This window comes from Streptomyces sp. NPDC007917, from assembly GCF_042959105.1.
Taxonomy (GTDB): Bacteria; Actinomycetota; Actinomycetes; order Streptomycetales; family Streptomycetaceae; genus Streptomyces.
In genome coordinates this window covers 187,284-204,221 of the sequence record NZ_JBIBKK010000001.1, presented here as the reverse complement: position 1 = coordinate 204,221, position 16,938 = coordinate 187,284, and the positions used below count along the sequence as shown (strand labels likewise).

General features: G+C 73.6%; 15 protein-coding genes. 11 read left to right on the top strand and 4 right to left on the bottom strand.

What is annotated here, in order from left to right; genetic code table 11:
- The first annotated feature begins 43 nt into the window (after positions 1-43).
- Positions 44-823 carry an exodeoxyribonuclease III gene (locus ACFZDL_RS00895; RefSeq protein ID WP_353590642.1) on the top strand — a complete coding sequence of 260 codons (780 nt, stop codon included), beginning with the start codon at positions 44-46 and terminating at the stop codon, positions 821-823.
- An 87-nt stretch (positions 824-910) separates the two neighbouring features.
- Here ACFZDL_RS00895 and ACFZDL_RS00890 read toward each other — a convergent pair whose 3' ends face one another.
- A complete protein-coding gene (locus ACFZDL_RS00890) occupies positions 911-2,722 on the bottom strand; it encodes an SGNH/GDSL hydrolase family protein (protein WP_353590641.1) in 1,812 nt (603 codons plus the stop codon).
- A 155-nt stretch (positions 2,723-2,877) separates the two neighbouring features.
- Between ACFZDL_RS00890 and ACFZDL_RS00885 the strand changes: the two genes are divergently transcribed.
- From ACFZDL_RS00885 to ACFZDL_RS00865, 5 genes are all read left to right on the top strand, one after another.
- A complete protein-coding gene (locus ACFZDL_RS00885) occupies positions 2,878-3,318 on the top strand; it encodes a DUF6278 family protein (RefSeq protein ID WP_353590640.1) in 441 nt (146 codons plus the stop codon).
- A gap of 153 nt (positions 3,319-3,471) precedes the next feature.
- A complete protein-coding gene (locus tag ACFZDL_RS00880; protein WP_353590639.1) occupies positions 3,472-4,218 on the top strand; it encodes an amino acid ABC transporter ATP-binding protein in 747 nt (248 codons plus the stop codon).
- Between the two features lie 16 nt (positions 4,219-4,234).
- Positions 4,235-5,158 (top strand): glutamate ABC transporter substrate-binding protein, encoded by a 924-nt coding sequence (locus ACFZDL_RS00875; RefSeq protein WP_353590638.1) that lies wholly within the window; start codon positions 4,235-4,237, stop codon positions 5,156-5,158.
- Positions 5,159-5,192: 34 nt separating this feature from the next.
- The gene (locus ACFZDL_RS00870) at positions 5,193-5,837 is read left to right on the top strand and encodes an amino acid ABC transporter permease (RefSeq protein WP_353590637.1); all 645 of its coding nucleotides are present in this window, start codon (positions 5,193-5,195) and stop codon (positions 5,835-5,837) included.
- The gene (locus ACFZDL_RS00865) at positions 5,834-6,697 is read left to right on the top strand and encodes an amino acid ABC transporter permease (RefSeq protein WP_353590636.1); all 864 of its coding nucleotides are present in this window, start codon (positions 5,834-5,836) and stop codon (positions 6,695-6,697) included. Before ACFZDL_RS00870 ends, ACFZDL_RS00865 begins: the two co-directional genes overlap by 4 nt.
- A gap of 91 nt (positions 6,698-6,788) precedes the next feature.
- Here the strand turns inward: ACFZDL_RS00865 and ACFZDL_RS00860 are convergent, their stop codons facing one another.
- Together ACFZDL_RS00860 and ACFZDL_RS00855 are read right to left on the bottom strand one after the other, a co-directional pair.
- Positions 6,789-8,252 carry an ATP-binding protein gene (locus ACFZDL_RS00860; protein ID WP_353590801.1) on the bottom strand — a complete coding sequence of 488 codons (1,464 nt, stop codon included), beginning with the start codon at positions 8,250-8,252 and terminating at the stop codon, positions 6,789-6,791.
- A 62-nt stretch (positions 8,253-8,314) separates the two neighbouring features.
- Positions 8,315-9,067 (bottom strand): response regulator transcription factor, encoded by a 753-nt coding sequence (locus ACFZDL_RS00855; RefSeq protein ID WP_353590635.1) that lies wholly within the window; start codon positions 9,065-9,067, stop codon positions 8,315-8,317.
- A 183-nt stretch (positions 9,068-9,250) separates the two neighbouring features.
- On the opposite strand from ACFZDL_RS00855, the gene ACFZDL_RS00850 reads away from it, so the two are divergent.
- The 3 genes from ACFZDL_RS00850 to ACFZDL_RS00840 all read left to right on the top strand — a co-directional run bounded on the left by ACFZDL_RS00850 (position 9,251) and on the right by ACFZDL_RS00840 (position 11,915).
- A complete protein-coding gene (locus ACFZDL_RS00850; RefSeq protein WP_353590634.1) occupies positions 9,251-10,618 on the top strand; it encodes a ferric reductase-like transmembrane domain-containing protein in 1,368 nt (455 codons plus the stop codon).
- An 81-nt stretch (positions 10,619-10,699) separates the two neighbouring features.
- Complete coding sequence (locus ACFZDL_RS00845; protein ID WP_353590633.1) at positions 10,700-11,158, top strand: FMN-binding protein; 459 nt, start codon at positions 10,700-10,702, stop codon at positions 11,156-11,158.
- 37 nt (positions 11,159-11,195) lie between these two features.
- Positions 11,196-11,915, top strand: a complete 720-nt coding sequence (locus tag ACFZDL_RS00840; protein WP_353590800.1) for an FAD:protein FMN transferase — start codon at positions 11,196-11,198, stop codon at positions 11,913-11,915.
- A gap of 74 nt (positions 11,916-11,989) precedes the next feature.
- On the opposite strand, the gene ACFZDL_RS00835 is transcribed toward ACFZDL_RS00840, so the two are convergent.
- Positions 11,990-12,733, bottom strand: a complete 744-nt coding sequence (locus ACFZDL_RS00835) for a hypothetical protein (RefSeq protein ID WP_353590632.1) — start codon at positions 12,731-12,733, stop codon at positions 11,990-11,992.
- Positions 12,734-12,865: 132 nt separating this feature from the next.
- On the opposite strand from ACFZDL_RS00835, the gene ggt reads away from it, so the two are divergent.
- Complete coding sequence (gene ggt, locus ACFZDL_RS00830; RefSeq protein WP_353590631.1) at positions 12,866-14,734, top strand: gamma-glutamyltransferase; 1,869 nt, start codon at positions 12,866-12,868, stop codon at positions 14,732-14,734.
- A 240-nt stretch (positions 14,735-14,974) separates the two neighbouring features.
- Positions 14,975-16,870 (top strand): hypothetical protein, encoded by a 1,896-nt coding sequence (locus ACFZDL_RS00825; protein WP_353590630.1) that lies wholly within the window; start codon positions 14,975-14,977, stop codon positions 16,868-16,870.
- The last annotated feature ends 68 nt before the right edge of the window (positions 16,871-16,938 follow it).

Here is a 16,938-nt window from a genome sequence, read left to right as displayed (position 1 = left end):
CGCGCGGTGAGCGTTGTCGGACCCGCGCGGTAGGTTGTCCCCTATGCGCATCGCGACCTGGAACGTCAATTCGATCACCGCGCGGCTGCCCCGCCTGCTCGCCTGGCTGCAGAGCAGCGGCACGGACGTGCTGTGCATACAGGAGATCAAGAGCGCCGAGAGCGCCTTCCCGTACGAGCCGCTGCGCGAGCTCGGCTATGAGGCCGCGGTCAACGCCACCGGCCGGTGGAACGGGGTGGGGGTGATCTCCCGGGTCGGCCTGGCGGAGGTGACCTCGGGCCTGCCCGGCGGCCCGGACTACGAGGGCGAGCAGGAGCCCCGCGCCATCGCCGCGACCTGCGACGGCGTCCGCGTCCAGTCGGTGTACGTGCCCAACGGCCGGGAGATCGGGCATCCGCACTACGACTACAAGCTGCGCTGGTTCGAGGCGCTGCGGGCCTCCGCCGCGGTCGACGCGGCGGCCGGCCGCCCCTTCGCCGTCCTCGGCGACTTCAACGTGGCGCCGACCGACGAGGACGTGTGGGACCGGGCGTACTTCGAGGGCTCGACGCATGTCACCACCAAGGAGCGCGAGGCGCTGGCCGCCCTGCGCGAGGTGGGCCTGTCCGATGTGATGCCGCGCCCCCTGAAGTACGACCACCCCTTCACCTACTGGGACTACCGGGAGCTGTGCTTCCCGAAGAACAAGGGCATGCGGATCGACCTGGTCTACGGCAACGAGGCCTTCGCCAAGGCCGTGGGCGACGCGTATGTGGACCGCGAGGAGCGCAAGGGCAAGGGCGCCTCGGACCACGCGCCGGTCGTCGTCGACCTCGACGTCTGACACGTCTGACACGTCTGACACGTCTGACACGTCTGACGCGGCTGACGCGTCGGGCGGGCCGGCCCGGCGCGCGGCCCGGCCCGCGGGTCACCCGGTCAGCTGCCGCAGATCGATCGCGTCGGCCATCGCCCGCAGCCCCGCGTCGCCCGGGTGCAGATGGTCGCCGCTGTCGTAGGCGGGCAGGATCCGCTGCGGCCGCTGCGGATCCCGCACCGCCGCGTCGAAGTCCAGCACCGCGTCGAACGCCCCGCCGCTGTCCCGGATGAAGGCGTTGACGGCGGTGCGCCGGGCGTCCACGTCCGCGGTGCACAGGGACTCGCCCTCGCAGGGCGCGATCGTCGCCACCACCACCCGCAGCCCGCGCTCGTGCGCGCGCTGGGCGATGGCCCGCAGCCCGGCGGTCAGCTGCTCGGCCGAGGCGCCCCAGCGCAGGTCGTTGATGCCCTCGAAGACCACGACCGTGCGCACACCGGTCTGGGCGAACACATCGCGCTCCAGCCGGTGCTGGGCGCTCACCCCGCCGGTGTCCGTGCTCACCCCCTCGCCCGGATAGCGGTCGCTCACCACGCGGTTGGCGGAGATGCCCTGGTTGAGCACCCCGTACGCGGGCACGTCGGACTGGCCCAGCAGCCGCCGGGCCAGCACGTCCGGCCAGCGCCGGTTGGCGTCGGTGGTCGACTTGGTGCCGTCGGTGATCGAGTCGCCGAGGGTCACCACCGACCCCGGCCCGCCCCCGACGTCCACACCGGTCAGGAACGGCCAGGTGGTCAGGGTGCCGGTGTACGCCTCGCCGCCCGCGTCGGCCGTGTGGTCACCGCTGCCCGGCGGGCTCAGATACGAGCGCTGGGTGGCCTGACTGTGCACCGGCACGGCCTGGACCGTGTCCGGCAGATGGATGCTCACCAGCAGATTGGCGTCCGGCGGGACGTCGAAGCCCACCGGGTCGCTGAACTCCTGTACCCCCGCCGCGAGCTCGATCCCCTCCCGGCCGCCGAAGGTGAGCGGCACCGGGTCGCCGTCCGCCGCCGCGCCCGCTGCCTGCAGGGAGACGCTGGCGTGGCCGATCCGCACCGGGGCCGCCGCGAAGGTGTTGGCCAGCCGGATCCGGGCCGTCGGGCCGCCCGCGCTGGTGTGCACCACCAGCCGCAGCGTCTGGTCGGTCCACGGGCCGACCGCCGTATAGCCGCTGGTGGACGCCGACCAGCTGCCCGTCCAGCCCTCGGCGGCCCGGCGCACCGAGGCGGCGAACACATGCAGATCGGCCGTGCCCGGGTCGCGGGGCAGCACCACCGAGGAGATCTCCCGGCCGCGCTCCACCGGCACCGTCACCGCGTACAGCCGCGCGGTCTCCACCCGCTGTCCCGCGCCGCTGTTGATGTGGGGGAGGGCGACGGCCCGGGTGGCCGTCGGGCCCGAGCGCCAGTCCGGGGCGGTGAGGGTGTACGTACTGCTCGACCCGTCGCGGTAGCGGACGGTGCCGGTGCCGCTCGCCTCGCCGCCGGTGCCCGCGACCAGGAAGGACAGCGCGTCGCCGCGCCCGCGCAGCCGTACCGCCTGCCCGTCGGCCCGTACGTTGTCGGCGCGCGCGTCGCCCGCCGCTCGGGGCCAGGTGAGCCGGGCCGAGTCGATGGTGAGGGTGCGGCCGGGGGCCCAGCCGGCGGCCCGCAGGTCCTGCGCGGACAGCGAGTTGCCCGCCCCGTCGAAGTCCGCGCCGCCGGGGTCGGCGTCGTCACTGACCGCCCTGTTGTCGAAAAGCCGCTCCAAGGGGAGCGGCTTTCGGGGTTCTTCGCCGGGCGGCCCGGGCGTGGCGGCGCCCGCGGGCGCCGCCGTCCAGGCGAAGGAGAGGGCGACACCTCCCGTGACGAACGCGGTCGCTGTCCACCGTCTGCCGACGAGCATGCGTGTGTCCCCTCTCGCAACCAACCCAACCGGCGATCCGACAGGTGCGGGACGAACGTAGAGAGACGGATGGGTGTCGTCAAGACAATGATCAGATCACGGGACCGCCGCGCGCCCTGTGGTGCGGTGGGCGCGGGGGTGCCACGCTGAGTGGTATGAACATCCCGTTCTTGGGCAACTGGCGCAAGCGACACGACCAGGCGCACGGCACGGCTGTCATGACCGTTCGGGAGGCCGATCCGCAGGGCGTGGCCCAGCTGCTGTCGGAGTGTGAGCTGCTGCGCGCCCGGGCGGCGTCCGCGGGGGTCGGGCTCGACGACTCGGCGGCCTCCCTGGAGGCGCTGGACCAACTGCTGCCGCGCTGGCGCGACGACCCCGACGAGCTGCCGTGGCTCGGCAACGACGCGGGTCTGTATCTGGGCACGGTGATCATCCGTACCGTGCCCGGTGCCCTGTGGCAGGTGTGGCCCAACGGGCGGCCGGTCGTCCGGCTCGCCTCGGGGCGGGAGATCGACGTGGTGGGGGCGGGCCATGAGTGGGCGGCGGACGGCGCGCCCGAGCTCTCGCACGTGTACGCGGAGGTCGCCGAGGTCTGAGCCGCGTTCCCGGGCCGTGTTCCCGGGCCGCGTTCCCCCGGTCGGCCCCTTCGGGGGGTTGGAAACCCATTGATGCGTGTCGTCGGCAAGGCGCCCGTTATGTGCGGATAGTTTGCGCTGAGCCCGACACAGCTGAAAGTGGGTGTGGCCGGTATGCCCGTCGGCGAATCGCTGATCGAGCTGCGCGAGGTCAACAAGTACTTTGGCGCGCTGCACGTCCTGCGGGACATCGACCTCGCCGTCGGCCGCGGCGAGGTGGTGGTCGTCATCGGCCCCTCCGGCTCCGGCAAGTCGACCCTGTGCCGGACGATCAACCGCCTCGAGTCGATCGACTCCGGTGCCATCACCGTCGATGGCGTCCCCCTGCCCGAGGAGGGCAGGGAGCTGGCCCGGCTGCGCGCGGACGTCGGGATGGTCTTTCAGTCCTTCAACCTCTTCGGGCACAAGACCGTGCTGGCCAATGTGATGCTCGCCCAGCTCAAGGTGCGCGGCCGGACCAAGCAGGAAGCCGAGCGGCGCGCCCGCGAACTGCTGGGCCAGGTCGGGCTCGCCGACCAGGCGGACAAGTACCCCGCCCAACTGTCGGGCGGTCAGCAGCAGCGGGTGGCCATCGCCCGCGCGCTGGCCATGGACCCCAAGGTGATGCTCTTCGACGAGCCGACCTCCGCGCTCGACCCGGAGATGATCAACGAGGTGCTGGAGGTCATGCGCCGGCTGGCCCGCGACGGTATGACGATGATCGTGGTCACCCACGAGATGGGGTTCGCGCGCTACGCCGCCAACCGCGTGGTGTTCATGGACGGCGGCAGGATCGTCGAGGACCGCCCGCCGGACGACTTCTTCGCGTCGCCGCGCACCGAGCGCGCCAAGGACTTCCTCTCCAAGATCCTCAAGCACTGAGCCGGGGGTGGACCACATGACGCGCATCCGCCGCGCGCTCGCGGCCCTGGCCCTCGCCGTGGTCGCCCTGGCGCTGCCGGCCGCCGGCGGCTGCGGCAAGGAGGGCAGCCCCCCGGTCAAGGGGCCCAAGCCCGAGGCGCTGCCCGCCTACAAGGTGGCCACCGGCTTCCGGCTGCCGCCCTCTCCCACCTGGCGGAAGGCCAAGCGCCGCGGCTACCTCGTGGTGGGCGTCAAGGAGGACCAGCCGTACCTGGGCGAGAGGGACCCGGCCACCGGCCGCTACTCCGGCTTCGACATCGAGATCGCCAGGATGATGGCGGCCTCGCTCGGCTTCGACCCCGGGACGATCAGGTTCAGGACCATCGCGTCCGCGAACCGCGAGACCGCCCTCCAGAACGGCCAGATCGACTACTACGTCGGCACCTACACCATCAACCCGCTGCGCAAGCGCCTGGTCGGCTTCGCCGGCCCCTACTTCATGGCCGGCCAGTCGCTGCTGGTCCGCACCGACGAGAACGACATCCACGGCCCGAAGGACCTGGCCGGCAAGACCGTGTGCTCGGTGGCCGGCTCCACCCCGCTGATGCGCCTGCAGACCGACTACCCCAAGGCCCGCGCGGTCGCGTACGACACCTACTCGGTCTGCGTCGACAACCTGATCAGCCTCCAGGTGGACGCGGTCACCACCGACAACACCATCCTGCTGGGCTACGCGGCCAAGGCCCCGAAGGTGCTGAAGGTCGTCGGCAGGCCGTTCTCCAAGGAGCCGTACGGCATCGGCGTGCCGAAGAAGGACAACGCGCTGCGCTTGGCACTCGACGACGCCATCGAGGCCCATGAGCGCAACGGCGACTGGCTGAAGGCGTACGACGCGACCCTCGGCCTGTCCGGTGTGCCCGCCCCGAAACCACCGCCCGTCGACCGCTACCCGCCGCGCTGAGACACCCCCTCCGACCGACCCCAGGACCACCCCCATGGACGTTCTCACGCACAACTTCTCCCTCTACGGCGAGGGCTTCCTCGGCACCGTCGAGCTGACCGTCCTCGCCTCGCTGCTCGCGCTCGGGCTCGGCGTCCTGATGGCCGGCTTCCGCGTGGCGCCCGTCGCCCCGCTGCGGGCCTTCGGCACCGCGTGGGTGACGGTGCTCCGCAACACGCCGCTGACCCTGCTCTTCTTCGCGGTGATGCTCGGCCTGCCCCGCTTCGGGGTCGTCCTGCCGTTCTTCACCTTCGCGGTGCTCGCGCTCGGCTGCTACACCTCGGCGTTCATCTGCGAGGCGGTGCGCTCCGGCATCAACACCGTGCCGGTCGGGCAGGGCGAGGCGGCCCGCAGCCTGGGCATGAACTTCCCGCAGACGCTCGGCGCGGTGGTGCTGCCGCAGGCGTTCCGCACCGTCATCCCGCCCATCGGCTCGACCCTGATCGCGCTCGCCAAGAACTCCGCCATCGCCGGCTCGTTCAGCGTCACCGAACTGCTCGGCACCTACAAACCGCTCAACGAGCGCGGCTACAGCGTCATCTGGACCTTCGTCTGGATCGCCCTCGGCTATCTGATCATCACCCTCGCCATCAGCGGTCTCTTCCATGTGCTGGAGCGCCGCTGGGGGGTGCCCCGATGACCACCGCCAGCGCCCTCTACGACATCCCCGGCCCCCACGCCCGGGCCCGCCACCGCGCCTACGGCCTGCTCGCCGCCGTCGTCCTGCTGCTCCTGCTCGGCTGGATCGTCTACGCCCTCATCGACACCGGCCAGTTCGCGGCCGAGAAGTGGCGGCCCTTCGAGTACAAGGGCATCCAGCTCCTGCTGGTGCGCGGCCTCGGCAACACCCTCAAGGCCTTCGCCCTCGCCGCGGTCCTCTCCCTGGCCCTCGGCGGGCTCCTCGCGGCCGGGCGGCTGTCCGACCACCGCGCGGTGCGCTGGGCCGCCACGCTCGTCGTGGAGTTCTTCCGGGCGATGCCCGTGCTGGTGATGATCTTCTTCGTGTTCGTGGCGCTGAAGGTGCAGCCCCTGCCCGCGCTCGTGGCCGGACTGACCCTCTACAACGGCTCGGTGCTGGCCGAGGTGTTCCGTTCGGGCGTCAACTCCGTCGAGCGCGGGCAGCGCGAGGCGGCGTACTCACTCGGTCTGCGCAAGACGCAGGTCATGGCGTATGTGCTGGCGCCGCAGGGGGTGCGGGCGATGCTGCCGGCCATCATCAGCCAGCTGGTGGTGGCCCTGAAGGACACCTCGCTCGGCTTTCTCATCACCTACGAGGAGTTCCTGCACGCGGGCAAGCTGATCGCCGGCAACCTCGACTACGGCCTCCCGTTCATCCCCGTCGTCATGATCATCTCCCCGGTCTACATCGGGATGTGCATGCTGCTGTCGTGGTTCGCCAACTGGGTCGCCAAGCGGGAGCGGCGCAGCGTGAAGACCAAGGCGGTGGAGGTGGCCCCGGCCGAACCCGCCACGATGCTCCCGGGCGACACCAGGACGTGACGGGAGTGAGTCGGTCCCGGACCGGGACCGACAGATACGACGGGTCGCCGACCGGGGAGGCCGAGGGCCGCGCCGGCCAGCACGGTCGCGGTCACGCCGCCCGCGCGCCCGGCAGCACCACCCGGAAGACCGTCCTCCCCGGTCTGCTCGCCACCTCGACCGTCCCGCCGTGCGCCGCCACCACGGCCCGCACGATGGCCAGCCCCAGACCGGTGTTGCCCGCGGCCCGCGAACGGCCGTGGTCCGCGCGCGCGAAACGCTCGAACACCTCGGCCTGCAGCGCCTCGGGGATGCCGGGCCCGTCGTCCGTGACCGTCAGCTCCGTCAGCTCTGTCAGCTCTGTCAGGTCCGTCCGCCCCTTGCGCGCCGCCAGGCGGACCGCCACCTCGGTGCCCGGCGGGGTGTGCGTACGGGCGTTGGCGAGGAGATTGGCCACCACCTGCTGCAGCCGGTGCTCGTCGCCCGTCACCGTCACCGGCTCCTCCGGAAGCTCCAGCGTCCAGCGGTGGCCCGGCCCCGCGGCCCGCGCGTCCCCCGTGGCGTCCAGCACCAGCCGCGTCAGATCGACGGGCCCGCGCGCCAGCGGCCGGCCCGCGTCGAGCCGCGCGAGCAGCAGCAGATCGTCGACCAGCGTGCTCATCCGCTCCGACTCCGACTGGATCCGCTCCAGCGCGTGGCGCACCTCCCCGGGCACCGGCCCCGGATGGCGCAGCGCCAGCTCGGCGTGGCCGCGCACCGTGGCCACCGGGGTCCGCAGCTCATGGCTGGCGTCCGCGGCGAACTGCCGCAGCCGCTCCTCACTGGCGTGGCGGCGGGCCAGCGCGTCGCCGACGTGCCCGAGCATCCGGTTCAAGGCCGCGCCCACCTGGCCGACCTCGGTGCGCGGATCGGTGTCCGGCACCGGCGCCGGCATCGCCACCTCCCCGCTGGCCAGCGGCAGCCGCGCCACCCCGGCCGCGGTGGCCGTCACCCGCCGCAGCGGACGCAGCGACAGCCGCACCCACAGCGCCCCCGCCACCCCCGTCACGGCGAGCGCCGATCCGAAGACCACGGCCTCCACCAGCTCCACCCGGTGCACCGTCTCCTCCACCGGGCGCAGCGGCAGACCGGTGACCAGGACGTCGCCGTCGTCCCCGGCCACGGCGAACACCCGGTAGGCGCCGATCGCCGACAGCCGGACGTCATGCCCGCGGCCATCGGTCGGCAGCTGGGCGAGGGCCCGCCGGTCGGCGCCGGTGAGCGGCACTGGGGCGTCCGTTTTGTCCCGCACCACCGCCGCCTGCGTGGCCTCACCGCTCTTCAGCCGGGCGCCGAAGGTGTACGCGGACTGGCCGCGCGTATCGGGCCGGTTGTCCGCGTCCGGACGCTCGCCGTGCTCCAGGCTCGCCGGAAAGCGGCCGCCCGCCGCGGTCAGCTGCTGGTCCAGGCGGCGCACCAGAAAACCCTCAAGCGCCAGGACCGTGGTCAGCCCGACCGCCAGGGACGCGGCCGCGAGCAGCACCACGAGCCCGGCGGTCAGCCGGGCGCGCAGCGTCCGGGGAAGTACGGCCCGCAGCGCGCGGATCACGGTGCTTCTTTGCTGTCTCGTCTGTGGCCCGGCGGCCGCGCGCCCGTCGCTCACGGTGCTTCCGGCTGGTTCGGCTTGAGCACATAACCGACTCCGCGCACCGTGTGGATCAGCGGGGTCCGGCCCGCGTCGATCTTCTTGCGCAGATAGCTGATGTACAGCTCGACGACATGGGCCCGGCCGCCGAAGTCGTAGGACCACACCCGGTCCAGGATCTGCGCCTTCGACAGCACCCGGCGCGGATTGCGCATCAGGAACCGCAACAGCTCGAACTCGGTGCGGGACAGCTCGACCACCACCCCGCCCCGGGTGACCTCCCGCGCCTTCTCGTCCATCACCAGATCACCCACCACCAGCCGGTCGGCCTGGTGGAGGTCCGACCCGCGCGCCATCCCGGCCCTGCGCAGCAGCCCGCGCAGCCTGGCCAGGACCTCCTCCAGGCTGAACGGCTTGGTCACATAGTCGTCGCCGCCCGCGGTGATCCCCGCGATCCGGTCCTCCACGGCGTCACGGGCGGTGAGGAAGAGCACACAGACGCCCTCCAGCTCGGCGCGCAGCTCGCGCAGCACGGTCAGGCCGTCGGAGTCCGGCAGCATCCAGTCCAGCACGACCGCGTCCGGACGGAACGCGCGCGCCGCGGCCAGCGCGGACGCCCCGTCCGCCGCCGTGCGCACCTCCCAGCCCTCGTAGCGCAGGGCCCCCGACACCACCTCGGTCAGATCGGGCTCGTCGTCGACGACGAGGACGCGAACGGGGCTGCCGTCGGGCCGCAGCAGGAAAGGGCCGGTGATCTGGTTCTCCATGACTCGTCCAGCATCCCCCGGGCGCCCCGCGTGCCGGGCCTCCGGGCCCTGTGAGCTTGCTCTGAGTTTCCTCTGAAACGTCCCCCGAGTCCGCTTTCCAAAGCCTTTTCAGAGGGTCCTCAGAAGAAGCCCTGTGATGCTGACCGCCCTGACCACCCCCACCAGCCGCGAAAGGACGACTCAGTGGCCACCACCGCCCACGACCGCCGCGCCGGTGCGCCGAGCGCCCGACCGCTCGCCCCGGGACCGCCCGACCTCGTCCCCGCCCTCACCCAGCTGGCGATCTGGGCGGGCGCCGCCGCCGTGCTGGCCCTGTGGTGGCACGACACCACCTCCGTGGTCGGCGCGGCCGGCTGGCTGACCGGCGCCGGGCGCATCACCGGACTGCTCGCCGGATACGCGACCGCCGTCCTGCTGCTGCTCATGGCCCGGGTGCCGGTGCTGGACCGCAACGTCGGCAGCGACCGGCTGGCCCGCTGGCACGCGATGGGCGGGCGGTACGTCGTCTCCCTCGCCCTCGCGCACACCCTGCTGATCATCTGGGGCTATGCGCTGACCTCGCACACCGGCGTCGTGGACCAGACCACCACCCTCGTCCTCCACTACCCGGACCTGCTCAAGGGCACCGTCGGCTTCCTGCTCCTCCTGGCCACCGGCGTCCTGTCCGCGCGCGCCGCCCGCCGCCGGATCTCCTACGAGACCTGGCACCTGCTGCACCTCGCCACCTACCTGGCGATCTTCCTGGCGTTCGGCCACCAGCTCTCCGACGGCGCCGACTTCGTCGGCAACCACACGGCCCAGCTGGCCTGGTACGCCCTCTACGGCGGCGTCGCGGCGCTCCTGCTGTGGTTCCGGTTCGCCGTCCCCGTACGGCGGGCGCTGCGCCACCGGCTGTGGGTCTCCGAGGTCAGGCCGGAGGCGCCCGGCGTCGTCTCGGTGTATCTGACCGGCGACCGTCTTGACGAGCTGCGCGTCGAGCCCGGCCAGTTCTTCCGCTGGCGCTTCCTTGCGCCGGGCCTGTGGTGGGCCGCCAACCCGTACTCCCTCTCGGCCGCCGCCCACCCCTCCTACCTGCGGATCACCGTGAAGGCGGCAGGCGGCCACAGCGCGGCGCTGGCCCGGCTCACACCCGGCACCCGGGTCCTGGCCGAGGGCCCGTACGGGGCGCTCACCGCCCGCCGCCGGCGCGCGCCGAAGGTGCTGCTGCTCGGCGGCGGGGTGGGCATCACCCCGCTGCGGGCGCTGTTCGAGACCATCCCCGGCGAGGTGACCCTCGTCTACCGCGCCCGGCGGCCGGAGGACCTGGCGCTGCGCGCGGAACTCGACCAGCTCGCCGCCCGGCGCGGGGCGACCGTCCACTACGTCGTCGACGAGCCGGCCGTGTACTCCTCCCCGCTCACCTCGCGCGGTCTGCGCCGGCTGGTCCCTGACCTGGCCGAACGCGATGTGTACCTGTGCGGTCCGCCGGGGATGGCGGAGGCCGCCCAGCGGGCCCTGCGCGGCGCGGGGGTGCCACGCCGCCGCATCCACCACGAGTCGTTCGCCTTCTGACCCCGACCCCCGACCCCCGACCCCGACCCCCGACCCCAGCCCCACCCCGACCTGACCCGAGCCCGCAAAGGAGTTCCGGCCGTGAGCAAGGCCGCCATCACCACCGTCTCGACCGTCGCGGGCGTGGTCCTGCTGCTGTCGCTCAAACCACACGTCAACGCCACGACCACAACAACAACCCAACCGCCGTCCCCAACGGCCTCCTCGCCCTCGTCGAGCGGCTCGTCGTCGCCGTCCACCTCCCACACCACCTCGGCCGGCGCCACCGGCACCTACACCGGCAGCACGATCGACACCCGCTACGGCCCGGTGCAGCTCGCCGTCACCCTCTCCAAGGGGAAGATCACCGCCGTCAGGGCGCTGCAGACCCCCTCGGGCGACGGCCGCTCCCAGCAGATCGCCTCGTACGCCGTACCGCAGCTCACCGACGAGACACTGCAGGCCCAGAGCGCGCGGATCGACGCGGTCTCCGGCGCCACCTACACCAGCGACGGCTACGTCCGGTCCCTGCAGAGCGCCCTGGACAAGGCCGGTGTCTGACGGGCGGCGCGGGGGCCTGCGCCACGTCGAGCACATCATGGGCACGGTTTTCTCGTTCGACATCCGCGACCCGGCCACCCCCGCCGTCCGCCGGGCCCTGGAGGAGGCCGTGACCTGGCTGCACCACGTGGACGAGGTCTTCTCCCCCTACCGCCCGGACAGCGCCATCAGCCGGCTCGGCCGGGGCGAGCTCCCCGTGGCGCGGTGCGAGCCCGAAGTGGCCGAGGTGATGGGCCTGTGCGAGGCGGCCGCGCGCGCCACCGACGGCTGGTTCAGCCATACGGCCGGGGGCCGGCTCGACCCGTCCGGGATGGTCAAGGGCTGGGCGGTGGAGCGGGCCTCCCGCATCCTGTACGGGGCGGGGGCGCACAACACCTGTGTGAACGGCGGCGGGGACATCCAGCTGCGGGGCGAGGCGGCCCCGGGCGTCCCCTGGCGCATCGGCATCGCCCACCCCCTGCGCCCGGGGGCGCTGTGCGCCGTCGTCACCGGCGGGGGAGGTGGTTTGGCCGTCGCCACCTCGGGCACGGCCGAACGCGGCCCGCACGTGCTGGACCCGCACACCGGCGAACCGGCCACCGCCCTGGCCTCCCTCACCCTGACCGGTCCCGGCCTGACCTGGACCGACGCCCTGGCCACAGCCGCTTTCGCGAGGGGCCCGGCCGCCCGCGCCTGGGCCGGGGCCCTGGAAACCCATCAGGCCCTGGGGGTCACCGCTGGCGGCGAACTCTGGCAGACCCCGGGCTTCGCCGCCTGAATGTGTAGTGAGTATGGGACAGCGACACGCCGACGTCACGGCGTGTCGCTGTCCCATACTCACTACAAACGCGCTCAGTCCGACTTGTGGGCGGCGCGCGAGCGGCCCGGCGCCGAGGTCGCCGCCTTGGTGACGTCCGCGACCACCTCGACCACGTCCGGGCCGTACGCCTGCGAGTTGACGACCTTCAGCAGCAGGCAGAAGGAGCCGTGCGCGCCGTACTTGCGGGCGAACCGGGCGCGGTTGCGCACCAGGTGGCGGATCGCGGCGCGATGGGTGACCGGCCGCTGGCCGGCGGCCAGGAACACCGGACGGCCACCCTCGGCCGCCGTGAGCCGGGCCAGCAGCACATACTCCACCGCGCCGGGCTCCGGACGGTACTCGGTGCCGCCTATGGTGAACGAGCCGCGCTCCTGGTTCTCGTCGCCCTGGTGGACCGCGACCCCCGGCAGCAGATTCCCCATATGGGCGGCGAGCCGGCGGTGCGCGGTCGGGTCGCCCACGCAGAACTCGGTGCGCGCCCCGAACCCCTGCAGCCCGGTGTCGTGCGGGGCCACCTCGGCGTGTGCGCCGCAGTTCTCCACGACGGCGGCGAGCCCGAGCAGCGCGAGCGCGTCATGGCGCGGGATGCTCCAGTGCGCTGAGGTGCTGTCGCGGTGTGTGACCAGTACGCACTCCGAGCCGTCCGGCAGGCCGAAGAACGACTGCTCGCGGGTGCGCCTGCGGCGCACGTAGGCTGAGTGCACGGCCCAGCCGAGGGCCAGGCCCACGACGAGGGCCGCGCCGGAAGCGATCAGGTCCTGCACGGTGTCAGTCATGGCCGCGCATCGTAGCCGCGATGTGGGTGTTTGTTCGAGCGTATGGGTGCCTTCGCCTTCTGTGCGCCCCCTGTCGTTTCCGGGACGGTCACCGGTAGGCTCCGGCCCCCTGCCGCTCGCTTGGAGGCCCGGATGGAGCACGCCGCAAGACCAGCCGAATCGTCCCCGACCACAGCCGCTTCCACCGCTTTGCGCCGACTGCCGGCCCTCGCCGCGACGGCCGGTCTGGTCGTCGCCCTCGGCATCGCCCCGGCGGGCGCGCGAGGCGGCGCGACGGACGCGGCGGCCCCGGCCGGTACGCCCGCCAAGACCCCCGTGGCCGTCGGCTACGGCGGCGCGGTCTCCAGCGTGGACCCCGACGCCTCGGCCGCCGGTATCGAGGTGCTGCGGCACGGCGGCAACGCCGTGGACGCGGCCGTGGCCACCGCGGCCGCGCTCGGCGTCACCGAGCCGTACTCGGCGGGCGTCGGCGGCGGCGGGTACTTCGTCTACTACAGCGCCAAGCAGCACAAAGTGTTCACCCTCGACGGGCGCGAGAGGGCGCCGCAGAGCGCGGACGAGAAGCTCTTCCTGGGCGCGGACGGCAAGCCGATCCCGTTCGCCGACGCCGTCACCAGCGGGCTCAGCATCGGCACCCCCGGCACCCCCGCCACCTGGGACGAAGCGCTGGACACCTGGGGCACCCGCTCGCTCGCCCAGGTGCTCGGGCCCGCCCAGCGCATCGCCCGCGACGGCTTCACCGTCGACGCCACGTTCCGTCAGCAGACCGCCGACAACCAGGCGCGTTTCAAGGACTTCCCGGACACCGCCAAGCTGTTCCTGCCCGGCGGCGAACTGCCGGTCGTCGGCTCCACCTTCACCAACCCCGACCTGGCCCGCACCTACGCGCTGCTGGCCAAGAAGGGCGTCGGCGCCGTCTACAAGGGCGAACTGGGCCGCGACATCGTCAAAACGGTGCGCAAGCCCCCCGTGGACCCGGCGGCGCAGCGCGTCGTACGGTCCGGCGACCTGACCGAGCGGGACCTCTCCGCGTACGAGGTCAAGCGTCAGGCCCCGACCAGGACCTCGTACCGCGGCCTTGACGTGTACGGCATGGCCCCGTCCTCCTCCGGCGGCACCACGGTCGCCGAGGCGCTGAACATCCTGGAGAAGACCGACCTCACCAAGCTCAGCGACCGCGACTATCTCCACCGCTACATCGAGGCCAGCCGGATAGCCTTCGCCGACCGCGGGCGCTGGGTCGGCGACCCCGCCTTCGAGGACGTGCCGACCAAGGGCCTCACCTCGCAGCGGTTCGCCGACTCGCGGGCCTGCCTGATCAAGGCCGACGCCGTGCTGAGCAGCCCGCTCGCCCCCGGTGACCCCACCCGCCCCACCGGCTGCGACAGCGGCGGAACCGCGGCCCCCACCACGTACGAGGGCGAGAACACCACACACCTCACGGTCGCCGACAAGTGGGGCAACGTCGTCGCCTACACCCTCACCATCGAGCAGACCGGCGGCAGCGGCATCACCGTGCCCGGCCGTGGCTTCCTGCTCAACAACGAACTCACCGACTTCTCCTTCGCCCCCGCCAACCCCGCCGTCCACGACCCGAACCTGCCCGGCCCCGGCAAGCGGCCGCGCTCGTCCATGTCGCCCACGATCGTGACGGACAAGGGCCGCCCCGTGCTCGCCCTCGGCTCGCCCGGCGGCGCCACCATCATCACCACCGTGCTGCAGACCCTGCTGAACCACCTGGACCGCGGCATGCCCCTGGTCGACGCGATCGCCGCGCCCCGCGCCAGCCAGCGCAACGCCGCGCAGACCGAGCTGGAACCGGGGCTGTGGAACAGCCCGCTGCGCGGACAGCTCACGACGCTCGGCCACTCCTTCAAACAGAACCCCGAGATCGGGGCGGCGACCGGCGTACAGCGGCTGTCCGGCGGGCGCTGGCTCGCGGCGGCGGAGACGGTACGGCGTGGCGGCGGCTCGGCGATGGTGGTCAGCCCGGCGAAGTGACGCCGACCTGACGCCGATGTGAAGCCGACGTGATGCCGCGCGACGTGGCCGACCGTGCGCTGGGCGCGGTCGGCCGCGTCGCGTGTTGTGTGCGGCGGGCGTGTGCGTCGCGGGTGTTGGCGAGCGTGTGCGGAGTCGGAAAAACGCCCGTAGCACGTTCGTAACCGTTCCCGTAACACAGAGGGTGTCGAATGCGTGCCCACTGGAGGGGGATTCGTCCACGGGGAGCCAGGGGAGAGGATGACGACCATGGCTGGCGGTCAACTCCCGGCCCAGGTCGCGGAGTTCGCGCGCTATCTGCGTGCGCTGACGAGGCGTCTGGACGTGGAGAAGGGCTGGTACGGGGTCTTCGCGCAGCGCGACCCGGAAGGCATGCGCGCATGTCTCGACGGCCGGGAGGTGCCGCCCTGGGACGTGGTCCAGGCCCTGCTCCAGGACCTGTCCGCCCAGCGCGGCCCCGACGTCGCCCAGGAGGCCGCCGCCCGCGCCGCCGGCCTCTACCGGGCCTCCGTCACCGCCTACGACACCACCGTCGGCGGCCACGCCGCCCTCCAAAGCCGGCTGGAGGCGATGCTCCGCGAACAGCGACACGCGGCCAAGCGCGAACGCGAACTCCACGCCGCCGTACGCGACGCCACCGCCGAGGACGACACCGACACCCGGGAACGCCTCGCGACGGACCTCGCCTGGGCCCGCGACGACTGGGAGCGCGCCACCGCCCGCTGCGACGAACTGCGCGCCCGCCTGACCGCCCTGGACACCGCCTTGTCCGCCCGTACCCCCGCCCCCCGCGGGGGTTCGTCGTCCGCGGGCGGGCGGGGTGGTCTCGCCGCGCCCGACGGGTGGTTCCGGGGCGAGGCGCCGTCGGCTGATGACGGCACGGGGGCGGGCGGCCCGCGAGCGGGCGCGGGGGCCGCCCCCCGGGTCCGGCGGCCGCGCGGGTCGCGGTTCGCGACGGCGTACGAGGGGATGGACGACGAGGCGGCCGTCGGGCAGGAGCCCGCCGACCCTGGCCCGTACGCGTCCGGCACCGGGTCCGCCCCGGCGGCCGGGCACGGGGTGGTCTCGCGCGTGGACGGCGCCCGGGCGGCCGATGGCGGCCCGGGGGCCCGGGTGGGCGCGGCTGAAGGGCCGGGCGGTCGCGGGGCGCCGGTGGGCCCCGACGCTTCCGGGGCCGGGGCGGTTCAGGGGCCCGGAGGGCCGAGCGCGGCTGTGGCCGGCGGGTCCGGCGAAGCCGGGGCGGCGGAGGGCCAACCGTTCAGGCCCCGGGGCGCGCGGTTCGCGGGGGCCGCGCCGGCCGGGGACGCCGGGGGCGCTCCGGGGGAGCCCGCCGTGGCACGGGCCGAGGAGGCCACAGCGGCCGCAGGGGATCGGGTCACGCCGCGTGGCGCGCGGTTCGCGGGGGCCATCTCGGCGGAGGCCGTCGCGGCGCCCGCCGGGGCCGGGGCGGAGGCGGGGCAGCCGGTCACGCCGCGGGGCGCGCGGTTCGCCGGGGCGTATGAGGGCGGTGGGGACGGCGCGAGGCGGCGCAGGCGGGGCGAGGTGCAGGAGGAGGCGGAGCGGCGCGCGGCGCGGGAGGCGGCGCGGTCCGCCGAGGCGCGGCGGGCCGCCGCCGAGGCCGTGGAGCGGCTGGCGCGGCTGCGGGCGGACGGCCGGGGCGGGGAGGCGCATGTCCTGCTGTGCGAGGCCGCCGCCTGGCCCGCCCCCTGGCTCCCTCTGCTCGCCGCCGAGCTGGAGCGCGCCGGGCTCGAGGCGGACGTGGCGACCCTGCTGTGGGAGGTGGCCTGTCTGCCGCCCGCCGCGCTGGCGGCCGCCGCCGGCGCGCTCGTCGCCGCGGGGCGCGGCGAGGACGGCGCGCGGCTGCTGCGGCAGGGCGTGGCGCGCCCCGTCTCCGAGGTGGCGCAGACCGTGCTCGCGCTGCTGGCCTCGGGCAGCCGGGCGGAGGCGGCGTTTCTGCTGGAGGCGCTGGTGCGGGCGCGCAGACCCGACGAGGCCGCGCAGGCCGCGGCGGGCGCCCCGGCGGAGCTGGTGCCGCTGCTGCTGGACGCCGCGAGCGGCGTGTCCTCCAGCAGCCACCACGATCTCGCGCACGCCCTGCGCGTCGCGGGGCTGCCGGGCGTGCCCGGCCCCGCCTGACACCACTTGCCTGACATAACACGAAACGTGAACGTCTTCGTTGAGTAACGGCCGCGCTATTGCCAGAG